The 17,534-nt window shown below is 72.4% G+C and carries 14 protein-coding genes; 6 read left to right on the plus strand and 8 right to left on the minus strand.

Going from position 1 to position 17,534, the window contains the following annotated elements:
• Positions 1-85: 85 nt before the first annotated feature.
• Positions 86-1,621, minus strand: a complete 1,536-nt coding sequence (locus tag H3H34_RS12350; RefSeq protein ID WP_194745599.1) for a 2-isopropylmalate synthase — start codon at positions 1,619-1,621, stop codon at positions 86-88.
• A gap of 221 nt (positions 1,622-1,842) precedes the next feature.
• On the opposite strand from H3H34_RS12350, the gene H3H34_RS12355 reads away from it, so the two are divergent.
• From H3H34_RS12355 to H3H34_RS12375, 5 genes are all read left to right on the plus strand, one after another.
• A complete protein-coding gene (locus H3H34_RS12355) occupies positions 1,843-3,066 on the plus strand; it encodes an aspartate kinase (RefSeq protein WP_194745600.1) in 1,224 nt (407 codons plus the stop codon).
• Positions 3,063-4,085, plus strand: a complete 1,023-nt coding sequence (locus H3H34_RS12360; protein WP_194745601.1) for an NAD(P)H-dependent flavin oxidoreductase — start codon at positions 3,063-3,065, stop codon at positions 4,083-4,085. Before H3H34_RS12355 ends, H3H34_RS12360 begins: the two co-directional genes overlap by 4 nt.
• Positions 4,085-6,343, plus strand: a complete 2,259-nt coding sequence (gene ptsP, locus H3H34_RS12365; protein WP_194745602.1) for a phosphoenolpyruvate--protein phosphotransferase — start codon at positions 4,085-4,087, stop codon at positions 6,341-6,343. Before H3H34_RS12360 ends, ptsP begins: the two co-directional genes overlap by 1 nt.
• 120 nt (positions 6,344-6,463) lie before the next feature.
• Positions 6,464-7,159: a DUF1013 domain-containing protein gene (locus H3H34_RS12370; protein WP_235945938.1), complete on the plus strand. Its 696-nt coding sequence runs from the start codon at positions 6,464-6,466 to the stop codon at positions 7,157-7,159.
• 13 nt (positions 7,160-7,172) lie between these two features.
• On the plus strand, positions 7,173-8,276 hold the full coding sequence (locus tag H3H34_RS12375) for an MBL fold metallo-hydrolase (protein ID WP_207790942.1): 1,104 nt from the start codon (positions 7,173-7,175) through the stop codon (positions 8,274-8,276).
• Between the two features lie 165 nt (positions 8,277-8,441).
• On the opposite strand, the gene H3H34_RS12380 is transcribed toward H3H34_RS12375, so the two are convergent.
• From H3H34_RS12380 to H3H34_RS12410, 7 genes are read right to left on the minus strand one after another with little or no spacing between them, the layout of a single operon-like run.
• Entirely contained in the window at positions 8,442-9,395 is a 954-nt protein-coding gene (locus tag H3H34_RS12380; protein WP_194745603.1) for an SPOR domain-containing protein, read from the minus strand.
• Positions 9,383-10,645, minus strand: coding sequence for a dihydroorotase (locus tag H3H34_RS12385; RefSeq protein WP_194745604.1), 1,263 nt, complete (start codon positions 10,643-10,645; stop codon positions 9,383-9,385). Before H3H34_RS12385 ends, H3H34_RS12380 begins: the two co-directional genes overlap by 13 nt.
• Positions 10,642-11,601, minus strand: a complete 960-nt coding sequence (locus H3H34_RS12390) for an aspartate carbamoyltransferase catalytic subunit (protein ID WP_194745605.1) — start codon at positions 11,599-11,601, stop codon at positions 10,642-10,644. Before H3H34_RS12390 ends, H3H34_RS12385 begins: the two co-directional genes overlap by 4 nt.
• Before the next feature lie 10 nt (positions 11,602-11,611).
• Positions 11,612-12,115 (minus strand): Holliday junction resolvase RuvX, encoded by a 504-nt coding sequence (gene ruvX, locus H3H34_RS12395; protein WP_194745666.1) that lies wholly within the window; start codon positions 12,113-12,115, stop codon positions 11,612-11,614.
• Positions 12,112-13,245 (minus strand): DUF3089 domain-containing protein, encoded by a 1,134-nt coding sequence (locus H3H34_RS12400; protein ID WP_328832049.1) that lies wholly within the window; start codon positions 13,243-13,245, stop codon positions 12,112-12,114. Before H3H34_RS12400 ends, ruvX begins: the two co-directional genes overlap by 4 nt.
• On the minus strand, positions 13,242-14,144 hold the full coding sequence (locus tag H3H34_RS12405) for a sterol desaturase family protein (RefSeq protein WP_194745606.1): 903 nt from the start codon (positions 14,142-14,144) through the stop codon (positions 13,242-13,244). The genes H3H34_RS12400 and H3H34_RS12405 overlap by 4 nt, the downstream gene beginning before the upstream one ends.
• Entirely contained in the window at positions 14,141-14,479 is a 339-nt protein-coding gene (locus H3H34_RS12410) for a hypothetical protein (RefSeq protein ID WP_194745607.1), read from the minus strand. The genes H3H34_RS12405 and H3H34_RS12410 overlap by 4 nt, the downstream gene beginning before the upstream one ends.
• Before the next feature lie 189 nt (positions 14,480-14,668).
• On the opposite strand from H3H34_RS12410, the gene H3H34_RS12415 reads away from it, so the two are divergent.
• Entirely contained in the window at positions 14,669-17,533 is a 2,865-nt protein-coding gene (locus H3H34_RS12415; protein WP_194745608.1) for a monovalent cation/H+ antiporter subunit A, read from the plus strand.
• Position 17,534: the final 1 nt, after the last annotated feature.

Here is a 17,534-nt window from a genome sequence, read left to right on the forward strand (position 1 = left end):
GTCCCCGCGACGCCTGCGTCGCGGGGTGAGTCCGGCCGCGCCTTCGGCGAGTCTGGCGACGAAGCCCTGCTTCGCGCCAGCCGCCTCAGGCGGCGAGGGCGCTCCTGCCGCGCTTCACGAGCAGCTTGTTGAGGGCGTTCACATAGGCTCGGGCGCTGGCCACCAGCGTGTCGGTGTGGGCGCCGACCCCGCGGGCGGTGCGGCCGGCCTCGCCGAGCACCACCGAGACCTCGGCCTGGGCGTCGGTGCCGGCGGTCACGGCCGCCACCTCGTAGCGCAGGAGATGCGCCTCGGGGTGGGGGACGATCGCGCGCACCGCCTTGAACAGGGCATCGACTGGCCCCGTGCCCTTGGCGGCCGCCATCTTCTCCTCGCCGTCCACGCTCAGCGTCAGGATGGCGCGGGCCTGGCCGGTCGAGCCGCAGTAGACCTCGACTTCGCTGACCTGGATGCGGTCATGGCCGCGCAGCACCTCGTCATCGACGAGGGCGATGATGTCCTCGTCGAACACCTGCTTCTTGGCATCGGCCAGGTCCTTGAAGCGGCGGAAGGCATCGGCGAACTCGTTGTCGGCGAGGCTGTAGCCGAGCTGGGCGAGCTTGTCGCGGAAGGCGGCGCGGCCCGAGTGCTTTCCGAGCACCAGGCTCGACTGCGCCTGGCCGACCGACTCGGGCGTCATGATCTCGTAGGTGGCGGCGTCCTTCAGCATCCCGTCCTGGTGGATGCCCGATTCATGGGCGAAGGCGTTGGCGCCGACGATCGCCTTGTTGGGCTGGACCTGCATGCCGGTCACCGCCGAGACAAGGCGGCTGGCCCGGGTGATCTCGGTCGTCACGATCCCGGTGCGGAAGGGGAGGACATCGTGGCGCACGCGAAGCGCCATCGCGATCTCCTCGACGGCGGCGTTGCCGGCGCGCTCGCCGATGCCGTTCACCGTCGATTCGACCTGCCGTGCGCCCGCCATGACGGCCGCGAGCGTGTTGGCAACCGCGAGCCCCAGGTCATTGTGGCAGTGGGTGGAGAAGATGGCCTTGTCGGCGTTGGGCACCCGGTTCAGCATATCGCGGAACAGGGCGCCGTAGGTCTCGGGCGTGGCGTAGCCGACGGTGTCGGGCAGGTTGATGGTGCTCGCGCCGGCGCGGATTGCCGTCTCGATCGCGCGGGCGAGGAAGTCGGGCTCCGAGCGGGTCGCGTCCTCGGCCGACCACTCGACATCCTCGACGAGGTTCCGCGCGAAAGTGACTGACTCGCGGATGGCCTCCAGGACCTCCTCGGGCGACTTGCCGAGCTTGACCTTCATGTGGAGTGGCGAGGTGGCGATGAAGGTGTGGATGCGCGGGCGCCTTGCGGGCTTCAGCGCCTGGGCGGCGCGCTCGATGTCGGCGCGGTTGGCGCGCGCGAGGCTCGCGACGATGGCGCGCTCGGCCTGGCGGGCGACGGCCTCGACGGCCTCGAAGTCGCCTTCCGAGGCAATCGCGAAGCCGGCCTCGATGATGTCGACGCCGAGTGCCTCGAGCTGGGCGGCGACGCGGAGCTTTTCCTCGAGGTTCATCGAGCAGCCCGGGGACTGCTCGCCGTCGCGAAGCGTGGTGTCGAAGATGAGGATGCGGTCGGTCGTCATGAGCTGGGCCTCCGGGAGGGTGGTCGGTTTCGTCTCCCCTCGGGCGCGCGAGCGGAGCCCCGCTCGGCGGATCAGCGCGCCCGGGGGCGCGTAAGTCGAAGGAGGCGTTCGCTCACGGAAGGCGGAATACCAGAGCCGCCTTTGCAAGGCAATGGCGGCGGTTGCCCGGGGCGGCGGCAGTCCGTAAACGCCACGCGAGCCCTGAACGAAGATTCCCGCGCATGTCCCTTCTCGTCATGAAGTTCGGCGGCACCTCGATGGCCGGCATCGAGCGCATCAGGAGCGTCGCCAGCCGCGTCAGACGGGAGGTCGAGGCCGGCCACCAGGTCGCCGTCGTGGTCTCGGCGATGGCAGGCGAGACGGACCGGCTGGTCGCGCTCTGCCGCGAAGCCTCGGCGCTTGCCGACCCGGCCGAGTATGACGTGGTGGTCTCCTCCGGCGAGCAGGTGACGACCGGCCTCCTTGCCATCGCGCTCAACGCCATGGGGGTGCCGGCCCGCTCCTTCCTCGGCTGGCAGCTGCCGGTTTCGACCAGCGCCGCCCACGGCGTGGCCCGCATCCGCGAGATCGGCACCGAAGGCCTGCGTGCGGCGTTCGCGGCGGGGCAGGTCGCCGTCATCCCCGGCTTCCAGGGGGTGACGGAGGGAGGGCGGGTGACGACGCTGGGCCGCGGCGGCTCGGATACGTCGGCCGTGGCGGTCGCAGCGGCACTTCGCGCCGACCGCTGCGACATCTACACCGACGTCGAGGGCGTCTACACGACGGACCCCAGGATCGTGCCCCGGGCGCGCAAGCTCGCGCGCATCACCTACGAGGAGATGCTCGAGCTGGCCAGCGTGGGCGCCAAGGTGCTGCAGACCCGCTCGGTCGAGCTGGCGATGAAGGAGAAGGTCCGGCTGTCGGTGCTCTCGAGCTTCTCGGACGCGCCCGGCACGCTGGTCGTCGACGAGGACGAGATCGTGGAGCAGGAACTGATTGCCGGCGTGGCCTACGACCGCAACGAGGCGAAGGTGACGATCGTGGACGTGCCCGACCGGCCGGGGGCGGTGGCCGCCATCTTCGGCGCGCTGGCGGATGCGAACATCAACGTGGACATGATCGTCCAGAACATCGCCCACGACCGGCCGACGACGGACGTCACCTTCACCATCCCGCGCACCGAGCTGGCGCGGGCACGCACCATCCTCGATGCCGTGCGCTCCGAGGTCGGCTTCGCGCGCCTCATCGCGGATGAGGGCGTGGTCAAGGTCTCGGTGGTGGGGGTCGGCATGAAGAGCCACGCGGGCGTCGCCGTCACCATGTTCCGGGCGCTGGCCGAGCGCGGCATCAACATCCAGGCGATCACCACCTCCGAGATCAAGATCTCGGTCCTCATTGCCGAGGAATATCTCGAGCTTGCCGTGCGCGTGCTGCACACGGCCTACGGCCTCGACGCGCCGGCATGAGCGAAACGCCGCACCTCGACCGGCTGACGGCGCGCGGCCGCGCCTTCCTCGGCACCCGCCACGCCATCCTTGGCGGGGCGATGACCTGGGTCTCGGAGCGGACCCTCGTCTCGGCCATCTCGAACGCCGGCGGCTTCGGCGTGATCGCCTGCGGCGCCATGGCGCCCGACATGCTCGCCGCCGAGATCGAGGCCACGCGCAGACTCACCGACCGGCCGTTCGGCGTCAACCTCATCACGCTCCACCCCATGCTCGGCGACCTCATCCGCGTGTGCGCGGAGCTCCGGGTGAGCCACGTGGTCCTCGCCGGCGGCCTGCCCCCGGCACCTGCGATCGCGGCCGTCAAGGACTTCGCCCGGCTCCTCTGCTTCGCGCCCAACCTCGCGGTTGCCCGCAAGCTCCTGCGCTCGGGCGTCGATGCACTCGTCATCGAGGGTTCGGAAGCCGGCGGCCACATCGGCCCCGTCAGCCTTGCCGTCCTGGCCCAGGAAATCCTCCCGGCGCTTCCTGAAGCGGTGATCTTCGCCGCCGGCGGCATCGGCCACGGCGCCGGCGTTGCCGCGCTGGTCGAGATGGGGGCGAGCGGCGTGCAGCTCGGCACCCGCTTCGCGGCAGCCGCCGAGAGCATCGCCCACCCGGCGTTCAAGCAGGCCTTCCTGCGCGCCGCCGCCCGCGATGCGGTCGCCTCCGTCCAGCTCGACCCGCGCCTGCCGGTCATCCCGGTGCGCGCGCTGCGGAACGCCGGCACCGCGGCCTTCCTCGCCAAGCAGCGCGAGGTGGCCGCGCGGCTCGACCGCGGCGAGATCGACCCGGCCGCGGCCAGCCTCGAGATCGAGCACTTCTGGGCCGGCGCGCTGCGCCGCGCCGTGATCGACGGCGACGTCGAGACCGGCTCCCTCATGGCGGGCCAGTCGGTCGGCATGGTGCGGGCGATCGAGCCGGTCGCGACCATCATCGCGCAGCTCGTTGCCGAGGCGGAGGCCGCGCTCGCACGGGTGCGGGTCCCCGAGCCGGCCTGATGCCGGTCGGCAGCGCCAGGGAGATCCTCCGCCGTCTCCATGACGTGATGGCGGCGCGCACCCCGGCGCAGGCCAAGCTCGACGAGGTGACCCGGATCGTCGCCGCCGAACTCGGCTCGGAGGTGGCGTCCATCTACCTCGTGAAGGACGGCGCGCTCGAGCTCTTCGCCACCCATGGCCTGAAGCAGGAGGCGGTGCACGTCACCCGGCTTGGAATCGGCCAGGGGCTCGTCGGCACCATCGCCGAGACCCGCGCGCCCCTCAACCTCGCCGAGGCCTCGTCTCACCCGCGCTTTGCCTACCGCCCGGAAACCGGCGAGGAGCGGTTCCACAGCTTCGCCGGCGTGCCCATCATCCGCCGCGAGGCGGTCATCGGCGTGCTCGCCGTCCAGCACGTCCAGCCCCGCGCCTACGACGAGTTCGAGATCGAGGCGCTGCAGACGGTTGCCATGGTGCTGGCGGAGCTGATTGCCGCCTCGGGCCTCGGTGCGGAGCCGGCCGCCGCGCCGCGCCCGCGCGAGACCGCCGCGCTCAGGCTGCCCGGCCTGAGGCTGGTGGACGGCGTCGCCCGCGGCGTGGCCGTGTTCCACCAGCCGCGGGTCAGGATCGAGCGCACCGTCGCCGACGATGTCGAGGCCGAGCGGCGGCGGCTCGAGGCGGGTTTCCGGGCGCTGCGCGAGCAGGTGGACGCGATGGTCCGGCAGGCCGAGTTCGCGGGGCCGGGCGACCACGACGAGATCCTCGAGACTTACAAGATGTTCGCCTTCGACGAGGGCTGGGCGCGGCGGATCCACGATGCCGTCGAGGGCGGGCTGACGGCCGAGGCGGCGATCGAGACCGTCGCCCAGGCGCAGCGGATCCGCATGGCGGGCTCGAGCGATCCCTATCTGGCCGAGCGGCTGCACGACCTCGACGATCTCTCGAACCGGCTCATCCGCATCATCTCGGGCAAGCTCGGCACTGCGGCGCGCCTCGGCCTCAAGGAAGACATGATCCTCATTGCCCGCAACCTCGGGCCTGCCGAGCTCCTCGAGTATGACCGGCGGTATCTGAAGGGCGTGGCGCTCGAGGAAGGCTCCTTGACGGCGCACGTCACCATCATCGCCCGTGCCATGGGCGTGCCCATGGTCGGCCGCATCCAGCGGCTCAGGGACCAGGTGGCCGAGGGGGACCCGCTCATTCTCGACGCAGGCGCCGGCGCCCTGTTCGTGCGGCCGCAGGCGAGCGTGGTGCGCAACTACGAGGAGCAGGCCGCGCTGCGCGCCCGGCGCCAGGCGGGCTTCGAGGCCCTGCGCGACCTGCCCGCCGTCAGCCGCGACGGGATCCGCGTCAGCCTCTTCATCAACGCCGGGCTCCGCAGCGATCTGCCGGCGCTTGCGCTGACCAATGCCGACGGGATCGGCCTGTTCCGCACGGAGTTCCAGTTCCTCGTCTCGGCCACCCTGCCGCGCAAGGAGCGACAGATCGCGCTCTACCGCGACGTGCTCGATGCGGCCGGCGACCGGCCGGTCATCTTCCGTACCGTCGACATCGGCGGCGACAAGGCGGTGCCCTACATCTCGGCGCGCGAGGGCGGCGAGGAGAACCCGGCCATGGGCTGGCGGGCGCTGCGCCTCGCGCTCGAGCGCAAGGGCCTTCTCACCGTCCAGGCCCGGGCGCTTCTCGAGGCCGCGGCGGGCCGCGAGCTCAACCTCATGTTCCCGATGATCGCCGAGGCCTGGGAGTTCGCCGAGGCCAAGGCGGTGGTGGAGGCCGCGCGCGCCGCGATGGCCGTCCGCGGCCGGCCGCTTCCCTCCGCCGTGCGCTACGGCGCCATGCTCGAGGTGCCGGCGCTCGGCGAGACGCTCGACGAGCTCCTCCCGATGGTCGACTTCCTGTCGATCGGCACCAACGACCTCGTCCAGTTCCTCCTCGCGGCCGACCGCGGCAACCCCAAGCTTGCCGCCCGCTACGACTGGCTCTCGCGCGGGGTGCTCCGCTACCTCGCCCGGGTGGTCCGCGCGGCCGAAGAGCGGGGCGTCACGGTGACGGTCTGCGGCGAGATGGGCGGCCGGCCCCTCGAGGCGCTCGCCCTGCTCGCGATCGGGGTGCGCCGGCTCTCCATCACGCCGGCCGGCATCGGCCCGGTCAAGGCCATGGTGCGCTCGGCAGAGCTTGCGCCCATTGCCGCGAAGATGGCGCTGTGGCTGGACACGCCGGGGGCCGACATCCGCGCCGCGCTGTCGGCCGAGGTTGCGGCGCGCGGCATCGACGTCTGATCCCGGGACACGGCGCGCCGCACCTGCATTGCATCCCGGTCCCCTTCTTCCTATGAAGGCCAGTGCTGGCCACCCGTTCGCGGGTGGCCATTTTCCTGTCGACGCCCGAGGATCCTCGCGATGGCTGCCCACTCCCGCGCCGAACCGAACCGGACCCAGCCGCTCATGCCCCACGCGACCGCCACCTGGCTGGTCGAGAACACGGCTCTCACCTTCCAGCAGATCGCCGACTTCTGCGGCATCCACGTCCTCGAGGTGCAGGCCATCGCCGACGAGACCGCGGCCACCAAGCTCACCCCGCGTGACCCGGTGCGCGCCGGCGAGCTCGACATGGCCGAGATCGAGAAGGGCCAGGCCGACCCCTCCTACCGGCTGAAAATCAAGCCCGGCCCGCAGCCGCAGCGGCGCACCTCCGGTCCGCGCTACACGCCGGTCGCCAAGCGGCAGGACAAGCCCGACGGGATCATGTGGATCATCCGCAACCATCCCGAGATCACGGATGCCCAGATCGCGAAGCTCATCGGCACCACCAAGGCGACGATTGCGGCCATCCGCAACCGCGAGCACTGGAACATCGCCAACATCACGCCGAAGGACCCGGTGACGCTCGGCCTCTGCTCGCAGCGCGAGCTCGACGCGCTGGTCGCGAAGGCGGCGAAGAAGGCCGGCATCGAGCCGGAACAGGACACCCGCCTCGGCACCGACCGGGCGGCGATGCTCGAGCAGCTCCGGCGCGAACGCGAAGCGCAGGCAGCAGCTGCCGAGACGGCCGACGAAGGTCAGCCGCTTGACCCGGACCGGCTGTTCCGCGCGTGAGCGTCTCCGCCCCGTGAGCCCCGCCAGCCCACTGCCGCGCGTGCCGCTCGAGCGGCGCGGGCTGGTCTATCCCTACGGCATGGCCCGGCCGGCCGACGGCGCGCTTGCCGAGGTGGCGGAAGGCGTGTGGTGGCTGCGCATGCCGCTGCCGTTCAGCCTCGACCACATCAACCTCTGGCTGCTCGACGGCGGGGACCACTGGGTGGTGGTCGACACCGGGGTCAACAGCCCGGCGGTTGCCGACCACTGGCGGGCGCTCCTTGCCGGGCCGCTTGCCGGCCGGCCGGTCGGGCGCATCCTCGTCACCCACTATCACCCCGATCACATCGGCCTCGCCGGCTGGCTTTCGCGCAAGTGCCAGGCCCCGCTCCTCATGACCCGCGGCGAATTCATGCTCGCACGGGTGCTCACCCTCGACGTCGCACCCGAGGTGCCCGCCGACGTCCTCGCCTTCTACGCGGCTGCCGGCTGGAGCGAGGAGCAGATCCGGCGGATGGAGGCGGCCGGCTGGGGCCGCTTCGCCCGCGGCGTCTCGCGGCTGCCGACCGGCTACCAACGCCTGCGCGACGGCGACCGGCTCGACATCGGCGGGCGCAGCTGGACGGTTGTGGTGGGCTCCGGCCACAGCCCGGAACATGCCTGCCTGCACTGCCCGGAGGCGGGGCTCCTCATCTCAGGCGACCAGGTGCTGCCGCGAATCACCTCGAACGTCTCGGTCTACCCGACGGAACCGGAGGCCGACCCGCTCGGCGACTGGCTCGACAGCCTCGCCCGTCTGCGGGAGCTGCCGGAGGAGACCCTGGTGCTCCCGGCCCACAACGAGCCGTTCCTCGGGCTCCACCGGCGGATCGACCAGCTCGAGCGCGACCACCACGACAAGCTCGACCGCCTGGCGGCGATGCTTGCCGAGCCGCGCACGGTCACGGCCTGCTTCCCGGCGCTGTTCGGCCGCGCGATCGCGACCGACGAGCTGCAGATGGCAACCGGCGAGGCCCTCGCCCACCTGGCCTGGCTCGTGCGCCGCGGCCGTGCCGAGGTCGAGGCGGAGGGTTCCGTGAGGCGCTATCGCGCGCGGGACGCGCGGGTGCCGGTGTCGCGGCCGACTGCCGCATCTTGATTTTCGCGCTCCGCCCCCGCATGTTCGGGGTGCGGGCCACGATGTCCCCCTTTCGTCGCCCGTGCGAGTGGCAGGCTGCCGCTGCATGCAGGCTTGGCAACCTGACGCTCCCTCCCTGAACCCTGGCCGCTCGCGCGTGCGCGAGCGGCTCTTTTTTGAGGGGGATCAGCCCCCTGTGACGAAGCAGGGCCGGCCGGTGGCAGCGAGGCGGCTGCAGAGCGCGGTAGCGTCCGCACGGTCGGCAAGCGGGCCGACCTGAAGGCGAACGAGGCCGCCGCGCGGTGCGTAGACCGGCGCCCGCCCCTCGAGAAGGTCGGCCGCCTGGGCAACGAGCGCGGCCCAGGCCGCCCGCGCGGCAGCCTCGCCGGTGTAGGCCCCCAGCTGGACGAACCACTGCCGTGGCTCGGCCCCCGGGCGCGCGGCGGGCGGAGCCGTCCGGCCAGGCGCGGGCGCAGGGGCCGCGCGCTCGGCGACCTCCTCGTCGTCGGCAACCGGTGCCGGACCGGCGGCCGGGGCCGCGGCGGGCCTTGGCGCCTCCACCAGCGCCACGGCCACCGGCCGGCCGGCGGCGAGCGCCGCTGCGGTCGCCTCGGCGCGGGCGCGTTCGTCCTCGGAGAGAAGGGCGGACATCCGCGCGACCTGCGGGCCGGCGAGCTCGAGGCCGAGCTGCTCGGCCCGGCGCACATAGGCAAGGCCGAGCACCGGGTTCCTGGGCGCGCCGTCGCCGGCGAAGGTGGCAAGCCCCAGCACGTAGGCGGCGCGGGCGTCGCCCCCGTCGGCCGCAGCGCGCAAGGGGGCGAGCGCCTCGGTCTTGCGCCCCATCTGGAAGAGGGTGATGCCAAGGTTGGCGGTGGCAGCCAGGTGGCCGCGCGCGCTCGCCCGGCGGTAGTGGTCGAGCGCGATGTCGAGGTTCATCGGCACGCCCCGGCCCAGCCGGTAGGCCTGGCCGAGGTTGAAGAGCGCGTCCGCGTCGCCCGCCGCGGCGGGGGCCTGCCAGGCGGCGACCGCGCCCGCGTGGTCGCCGGCGCGCCAGCGGCGCACGCCCTCGGCCGTGTCGGCGCCCGCCGGCGTCGCGAGCAGCAGCAGGCCGGCAACGCCAAGGGGCCTCAGCCGTGGCATGGCACCTCGGGGGCGGAATGGAGGATTTCCCCGCCCTTGACGAGCAGCAGCACCCGCCCCTGGACGCCAAGCCCGTCGAACGGCGTGTTGCCGGCAAGGCCGGGAAGCCTGTCGGACTCGACGCGCCAGGGGGCATCCGGGTCGAAAAGCAGCAGGTCTGCCGGCGCGTCCGGCTGAAGCCGGCCGCCGGGCAGGCCGAAGCGGCGCGCCGGCGCAAGCGTCACCGCGGCAACCAGGCGTTCGAGGGAAAGGAGGCCCTGGTGGACGAGCGAGAGGCCAAGCGGGAGCAGCAGGGCAGCTCCCGCATCGCCCGGCGCGGCCTCGGCGAAGGGCTGCCGCTTCTCGTCGGACGAGCGCGGGTCGTGGCGGCTTGCCAGCATGTCGATGGTGCCGTCGGCAAGGGCGGCCACGACGGCCCGGCGGTCGGCGTCCGCGCGCAGCGGCGGCGAGAGCCGGGCGAAGCTGCGGTAGCCGGCGAGCGCTGCGTCGGAAAGGAGGCAGTAGGGCGGTGCAGTGGCGGCCGTCACGTCCTGCTCCGCGGCCTTGGCCGCCCGCACCAGCGCCACGCCCTCGGCGGTCGTCACGCAAGGGATGTGGAGCGGCGCGCCGGTCAGCGCGGCGAGGCGGAGGTCGCGGGCGATCGCGAGGGCCTCGGCCGCGGCAGGTGCCGCCGGCAGGCCGAGCCGGGTTGCCATATCGCCTTCGGTCGCAACCGTGCCGGCGACGAGCGCGGCATCCTCGGGGTGGGAAACGGTGACGAGGCCGAGGCCCCCGGCATAGCGCAGGAGGCGCAACATGACGGCGGTGTCGGCAATGCTGCCACGGCCCGTTGCCACACCGACGGCGCCGGCCGCCTGCATGAGCGCGAGGTCGGCGAGCTCGCGGCCCTCGAGGCGCCGGGTCGCTGCCGCCAGGGGGCGGACCCAGAGGCGCGGCTTGCCCAGCCGCTCCGCCCGCTCGACGAGCGCCGGGTCGTCGAGCGGCGGGGTCTGGTCGGGCATGAGCAGCATGGTGGCGATGCCGCCGGCCGTCGCTGCGGCGATGTCGGCGCGGAACACGCAGGAATCGATGAGTGCCGGTGCGAGGACATGCCCTCGCGCGTCGATCACCCGCGCCCCCTCTGGCGCGGCGAGGCCGGGCCCGAGGGCGGCAATCCGCCGCTCTCGGACGAGAAGGTCGCCGGCCACCAGGGTCCCCGCCTCAGGGTCGAGGAGGCGGGCGTTCGTGACGAGGAGGTCGGGTGGGGTCATGGCCGCTCCGCGCGGCGGGCGCGCGTCAGCAGGTCAAGGCAGGCCATGCGCACCGCCACCCCCATCTCCACCTGCTCGGTGATGGCGGAGCGCTGGATGTCGTCGGCAACGCTGGACGCGATCTCCACGCCCCGGTTCATGGGGCCGGGGTGCATCACGAGCACGTCGGGCGCGGCATGGGCGAGCCGCGCCTCGGTGAGCCCGAAGGTCGCGAAATACTCGCGCGTGGAGGGCACCCAGGCGCCGTCCATCCGCTCGAGCTGGAGTCTGAGCATCATGACGACGTCGGCGCCTGCGAGCCCCTCGTCCATCCGCGTGAACGGCCGGGCGCCAAGCCGCTCGACGCCATGGGGCATGAGCGTCGGCGGCGCGACCGCGCGCACCTCGGCGCCGAGGGCCGCAAGGAGGTGGAAGTTGGAGCGGGCCACGCGGCTGTGGAGGATGTCGCCGCAGATGGCGACCTTGAGCCCCTCGATCCGGCCCTTGCGGCGGCGGATGGTGAGCGCATCGAGCAGCGCCTGCGTCGGGTGCTCGTGGCGGCCATCTCCGGCATTGATGACGGGGCAGTCCACCTTCTCGGCGATGAGGGCCACCGCGCCCGAGCTTTCGTGGCGGATGACGATGACGTCGGGGCGCATGGCGTTGAGGGTGAGGGCGGTATCGAGCAGGGTCTCGCCCTTCTTGAGCGAGCTCTGGCTGGCGACCAGGTTGACGACGTCGGCGCCGAGCCGCTTGCCGGCGATCTCGAACGAGAGGAGGGTGCGGGTCGAAGCCTCGAAGAAGGCGTTGACCTGGGTGAGCCCGGCCAGCCGGTCGTCATGCTTGCGGGCGTGGCGCCCGGTCTCGACCCAGGCCTCGGCCTCGTCGAGAAGCTGGAGGATGTCGGCCCGGGACAGGCCCTCGATCGCGAGCAGGTGCCGGTGCGGGAAGGGCGCCGAGACCGTGGCGGAGGCCATGGCCCGGGTCCTACCCTTGGCCCCCCTCGGCTTCAAGGCGGGTGAGGCGCCGGCAGGCCCCCTCGAGGATCCAGGCGGCGGCAAGCCGGTCGACTGCGGCTGCGCGCTTCGCCCGGCTGAGGTCTGCGTCCAGCATGTCGCGGGTGACGGCGGCGGTCGACCAGCGCTCGTCCCAGAGGAGCACGGGAAGGCCCGAGGCGGCCGCGATGTTGCGCGCCTGCGCGCGGACCGAGCGGGCGCGGTCCCCCTCGCGGCCGTCGAGGTGGACGGGAAGCCCGACGACGACGCCGACCACCTGCTCGGCGGCAAGACGCGCGGTGAGCGCTGCGAGGTCGGCGGCGGGCCGGCGGCGGGCGAGCGTCTCGCGCGGGCTGACGAAGGCGCGGTCCGCAGTCGAGGTGGCGATGCCGATGGTCTTCGTGCCGATGTCGAGCCCGGCAAGGCGGCCGCTCGGCGCCGCGGCGGCGAAGGCGGCGGGGTCGGCGGTGACGAGAGGCGGGGGCCCGGCGCTCAGCCCTCGAGGTCCTTCAGCGTGCGCGCGGCGTGCGCCATGAGCCGGGCCTCGGCATCCGCGCGCACCGCCGCCCAGAAGAGGTTGATGTCGTAGACGTGGAAGTTGCCGCCGGGCAGGACGAAGCGGCCGAAGTCGCGCGGGGCGGGCTCGAGGAGGAGGAGGCCCGTGGCATCGCAGCGCGCGCCGACCAGCCGCGGGAGAAGCTCCCGCTCCTTGAGGGCCCCGGGGTTCGCCTCGGCGGCCACCGCTGGGCCGGCGCGTCCCGGCGGGGCCGCCGCGCCGTCGAGCGGGTTGACGCAGACCATCGGTTCCGTGCCGAACGGGGCGCCATCGAGGCGCTGGACGCGCGCGACGCCCTCGAGGAAGCCTTCGAGGTCGCCGTCGGCCGCGAAGCTCTGCCACGAAAGGAGACATCCGGCCTGCTCGCGGCCCGCGCAGGCCGGAACCCCGAGGCGGGGGAGGTCCGCCTCCCAGGCGACCGGCCAGCCGACGGCGTAGACGGCGACCACGCGGTCAGCGAGCGGGGTTCCCCGGACCCGGTCGGCGACGAGGCGGAGCAGGTGGCGGGCGCCCTGGCTGTGGCCGGCGAGGATGAGCGGCCGGTCTGCCGGCTGGGCAGCGACGAAGGCGTCGAAGGCAGCCGCCACGTCCGCGTAGGCAAGGTCGAGCGCCTTCTCGGCATCGGGCGAGGCCTTCAGGAAGGTGCCGAAGGTGGCCTGCCGGTAGCGCGGTACCCAGAGGCTCGCGATCCCGTTGAAGACGCTTGCCTGCGCTGCGACGTAGCGGTCGAGGAGCGCGTTGGTCTCGGCGTCGTCGAGGGGAGCGTTCCAGCGGCTGCGCGCGAAGAAGGCGGTGGGCGGCACGAAGAAGGCCGCGGCCGCGGGCGCGGGCGCCGGCCGGTAGCCCTCGGGCACGAACAGCGCCGGGTTGCCGGGAATGTCGGGCCGGGCGATCCACGCCGAGGCCTCGGCGTAGCGCGGCGCGGGCGCCTGCGGGCTTTCGGCGAAAGGCAGGGTGGGGGCGAGCGCGAAGGTCACGAGGCGCTGGCCGGCCAGCCGCCAGACGATGGCGAGCGCCAGCACGAGCGTCGCGACGACGGCCACGACGACGAGGAACCGGCGCGCCATCATGCCTGCGCCTGCTCCCGAACGAAGGCGGCGCGGATGGCATCCGCCGTCAGCGAGCGGTCATCGGGCTTCCAGCCGGGCGGGCCGAAGGCAAGCCCGAGCGCAGCGCCCGGGGTGCGCGCCCGGGCAAGATCGCGCACGAGCGCCACCCACTCGTGGACGGCGGCCCAGAGCGGGTTGAGGGTGGGCAGGTTGCGGATGATTCCGTAGCGCGGGCGGTCATCCGCGCGCTCCGGCTCGAAGGTTCCGAACAGCCGGTCCCAGACGATGAAGACGCCGCCGAAGTTCCGGTCAAGGTAGCGCGGGTTGGTCGCATGGTGGACCCGGTGGTGGGAGGGCGTGTTCAAGACCGCCTCGACAAGCCGCGGAAGCCGGCCGACCTGCTCGGTATGGATGAAGAACTGGTAGACGAGGTTGAGCCCGGCCACGAAGACCACCATCTCCGGCGGGAAGCCGAGGAGGAACAGCGGCAGGCGGAAGAGGAAGGAGAGGCTTACAAAGCCGGTCCAGGTCTGCCGCAGCGCCGTCGTCAGGTTGTAGTGCTGCGAGCTGTGGTGGACGACATGGCTCGCCCAGAACCAGCGCACCCGGTGGGCGGTGCGGTGGAACCAGTAATAGGCAAGGTCGTCGGCCACGAAGGCGAGCAGGAACGCCCACCAGGCAAAGGGGATGTCGAACAGCCGGAACTGGTACGCGAAGGCGGCGACGCCTGCGACCGGTGCAGCGACGAGCGCACCCGCCACCGTCGAGCCAAGGCCCAGGGCGAGGCTCGCTCCGGCATCGCGCCACTCATAGGCGCCGACCCCGCGCAGCCTCACCGCCACCATCTCGAGGAGGACGAGCGCGACGAACAGCGGGATGGCAAGCTGGACCGGGTCGGGCAGGGGCGGCGACAGCGTCATTGGCGAGAGCCGGGAGCGCGGATGGGCAGGGGCACCCGTCGGAGGAACGGCTCGCCGAGGTCGAGCGTGCCGCCCTGCGGCAGCGCGCCGCGCGGCAACGGGCGGGAGACCAGCCGGTCGCCGAGCGGAAGGACCACGGCGAGCGCCCCGTCCTCGGCCTCGACGAGTGCCGAGCGGCCGTCGGCGGAGAGATGCACGCCAGCCGGCCGGAAGCCGGGGATGCGCCCCGCCTCCTCGGCGGCACGCGCCGCGGTAAGCGGCGGGCTGGCCCGGAAGCCGAGGAGCCAGGCCATGCCGGTGAGCAGGAGGACGCCGAGGGCGGAAAGGAGCAGCATCGCAACGTGGGCGGCATAGCCGTTGCGCGGCGGAAGCGGAAGCGCCGCCGCGGCTGTCCCAGAGGTGACGCAAGGGCACGGAAATCGGATGGAAACAGGGGGATTCCACGGCCGCCGGCCCTCGACGCGGCGCGCGTTCGTCCCTAGCTGTCGCAGACCTGCCACGCGCCGGAGACCCGAGCCCAGACGATGACGCTCTTCCTGCCCCTCCTGGTGCTGCTGCCGTTCCTCGGGCTGCCGCTCCTGCTGGTCGTGGACCGGCTCGGGCGGCGGGCGGTTGCAGTGGCGGCGGGCGCCACCATGCTGGCCGGGCTTGGCCTCCTGGCCGCCCTCGCGCCGCCCGTGCTGGCGGGCGACGCCCTCGTCCTCTGGCGGCCCTGGCTTCCGGACTGGGGTCTCGACCTCTCGTTCCGCCTTGACGGGCTCGGGCTCCTCTTCACCCTTCTCATCTACGGCATCGGCGCGCTCATCGTCCTCTACGCCTTCTACTACATGCCGGCCGACGACCGGCTGACCCGCTTCCTCATGACGCTGCTCGCGTTTGCCGGCGGCATGCTCGGCGTGGTGCTCGCCGAGAACCTGCTCCTCATGCTGCTGTTCTGGGAGGTGACGAGTCTCACCTCCTTCCTCCTCATCGCCTACAAGTCGAAGTACCACGACAGCCGCATCGCCGCGCGCATGGCGCTTGCCGTGACCGGCGGCGGCGGGCTGGCGCTGCTTGCTGGCATCCTCCTCCTCGGCCACATCGCGGGCAGCTTCGAGCTTTCGGTCATCCTCGACCGCGGCGACCTCATCCGCCAGCACCGGCTCTACGCGCCGATGCTGGTCCTCGTGCTGCTCGGCGCCTTCACCAAGTCGGCGCAGGTTCCGTTCCACTTCTGGCTGCCGAACGCGATGGCCGCGCCCACGCCGGTCTCGGCCTATCTCCACTCCGCCACCATGGTGAAGGCGGGCGTCTTCCTGCTCGGCCGGCTCTATCCTGCGCTTGCCGGCACCGAGCTCTGGTTCCTGCTCGTGACGGGGACGGGCGCCGTTACGTTGCTGCTTGGCGCCTACCTCGCGCTCTTGAAGCACGACTTCAAGGGCCTGCTCGCCTACTCGACGATCAGCCACCTCGGGCTCATCACGCTGCTGTTCGGGCTCGACACGCCGACGAGCGCGGTGGCTGCCGTCTTCCACATCATCAACCACGCCGTCTTCAAGGCGTCGCTCTTCATGGTGGCGGGCGTCATCGACATCCAGTGCGGCACCCGCGACATGCGGCGGATCAACGGCCTCATGAAGTACATGCCGGTCACCGCGACGCTCGGCATCGTCGCCGCCGGTGCCATGGCCGGAGTGCCGTTCCTGAACGGGTTCCTCTCCAAGGAGATGTTCTTCGCCGAGACCGTGGCCTACCCGAGCTTCGGCGGCTACGGCACCTTCGTGCTCCCGGCGATCGCGACGGTGGCCGGCATCCTCTCGGTCGGCTACTCGGCGCGCTTCGTCCACGACGTCTTCTTCAACGGCGAGCCCGTCGACCTGCCGAAGACCCCGGCGCCGCCGCCCCGCTTCATGCGGCTGCCCATGGAGGTGCTGGTCGCCATCGTGGTCATCGTCGGCGTGGCGCCGCAATTGTCGGTCGGCTGGCTCCTCGAGACCGCGTCCGCCGCCGTGCTCGCTGGCAAGGCCCCGCCCATCAAGCTCGCCGTGTGGCACGGCTTCAACCTGCCACTCGTCATGAGCATCGTGGCCCTTGGCGGCGGCATCTTCTACTACTGGCGGCGCGACCGCGTCTTCACGCTTCACGAACGCTACGCGCTCGACTTTTCCTCGCCGGTTGCCTTCGAGCGCGCCTACAATGGTGCCACTGCCTGGGCGCGTGCCGCGCTCGCCCGGCTCGATGCCCGCACGCTCGCCCAGTACGCAGGGCTGTTCCTGGGCCTTGCCATCCTGGTCGGCGCGCTTGCCTGGTTGACGTCGCCTGCGGAGTCGTCCGGCGCACCGCTCGCCGGTCCGCTACCGCTCACGCCTGTCGACCCCGTCTCGGCCGGCGCGTTCCTGGTGCTCGTGCTTGGCGTGGCGGGCGCCACCTGGTTCGTCGCCGAGCGGCTCCTTGCCATCCTCTTCATGAGCGTCGCCGGACTCGTGGTCAGCCTCGCGTTCATCCGCTTCGCGGCACCCGATCTTGCGCTCACCCAGCTCTCGGTCGAGCTTGCGACCATCATGTTGATGCTGCTTGCGCTGCGGTTCCTGCCCCAGACGGGACCGGCCGAGCGCGGCCGCAAGGCGCGGGTTGCAACCGGCTCGGTCGCCGTCGGCGCCGGGCTGGGTGCCGCCGCTCTCGCCTTCGCGATGCTCACCCGACCGTTCGAGACCATCTCGGGCTACCATATCGAAAATGCCAAGCCGCTCGCCGGCGGGACCAACGTCGTCAACGTGATCCTCGTCGACTTCCGCGGGTTCGACACGCTGGGCGAGATCGCGGTGCTCGCCATGGCCGCGCTCGGCACCCATGCGGCGCTCCGTGGCGCACGGCTCCGGGCGTTCGTCCGCGATGCGGCGAGCGCGGCCGACCGCTACCCCATCATGCTGCGGATGCTGATGCAGCCGATGCTCCCGCTCGCCCTTGCCGTTGCCGTCTACATCTTCCTGCGCGGCCACAACCTGCCCGGCGGCGGGTTCATCGCCGGGCTCATCGCCGCCATCGCCTATGTGCTCCAGTACATGGCGGGCGGCATCGCCTTCGCCTCGGCCCGCATCCGGCTCGACTTCGTGCTGCTCCTGGGGGTGGGCCTTCTCGTCGCGGCGCTCACCGGCGTTGCCAGCATGGTCCTCGGCTTCCCGTTCCTGAAGAGCGCCTGGACCTACGTGAAGGCCGCGCCGCTCGACGACATCGGGCTCGCCTCGAGCCTCGTCTTCGACACGGGCATCTTCCTTGTCGTCGTGGCGTCGGTGCTCCTGGTGCTGACCGAGCTCGGCCGGCTCCACGTGGTGGAGCCTGCGCTGCGGCCTGCCGGCCGGGCGGGACCCGAGCCTTCCCCGGCGCGCGCGCCGGCCGAGGCGGAGGGGTAGC

This window comes from Thermaurantiacus tibetensis, from assembly GCF_015354055.1.
Taxonomy (GTDB): Bacteria; Pseudomonadota; Alphaproteobacteria; order Sphingomonadales; family Sphingomonadaceae; genus Thermaurantiacus; species Thermaurantiacus tibetensis.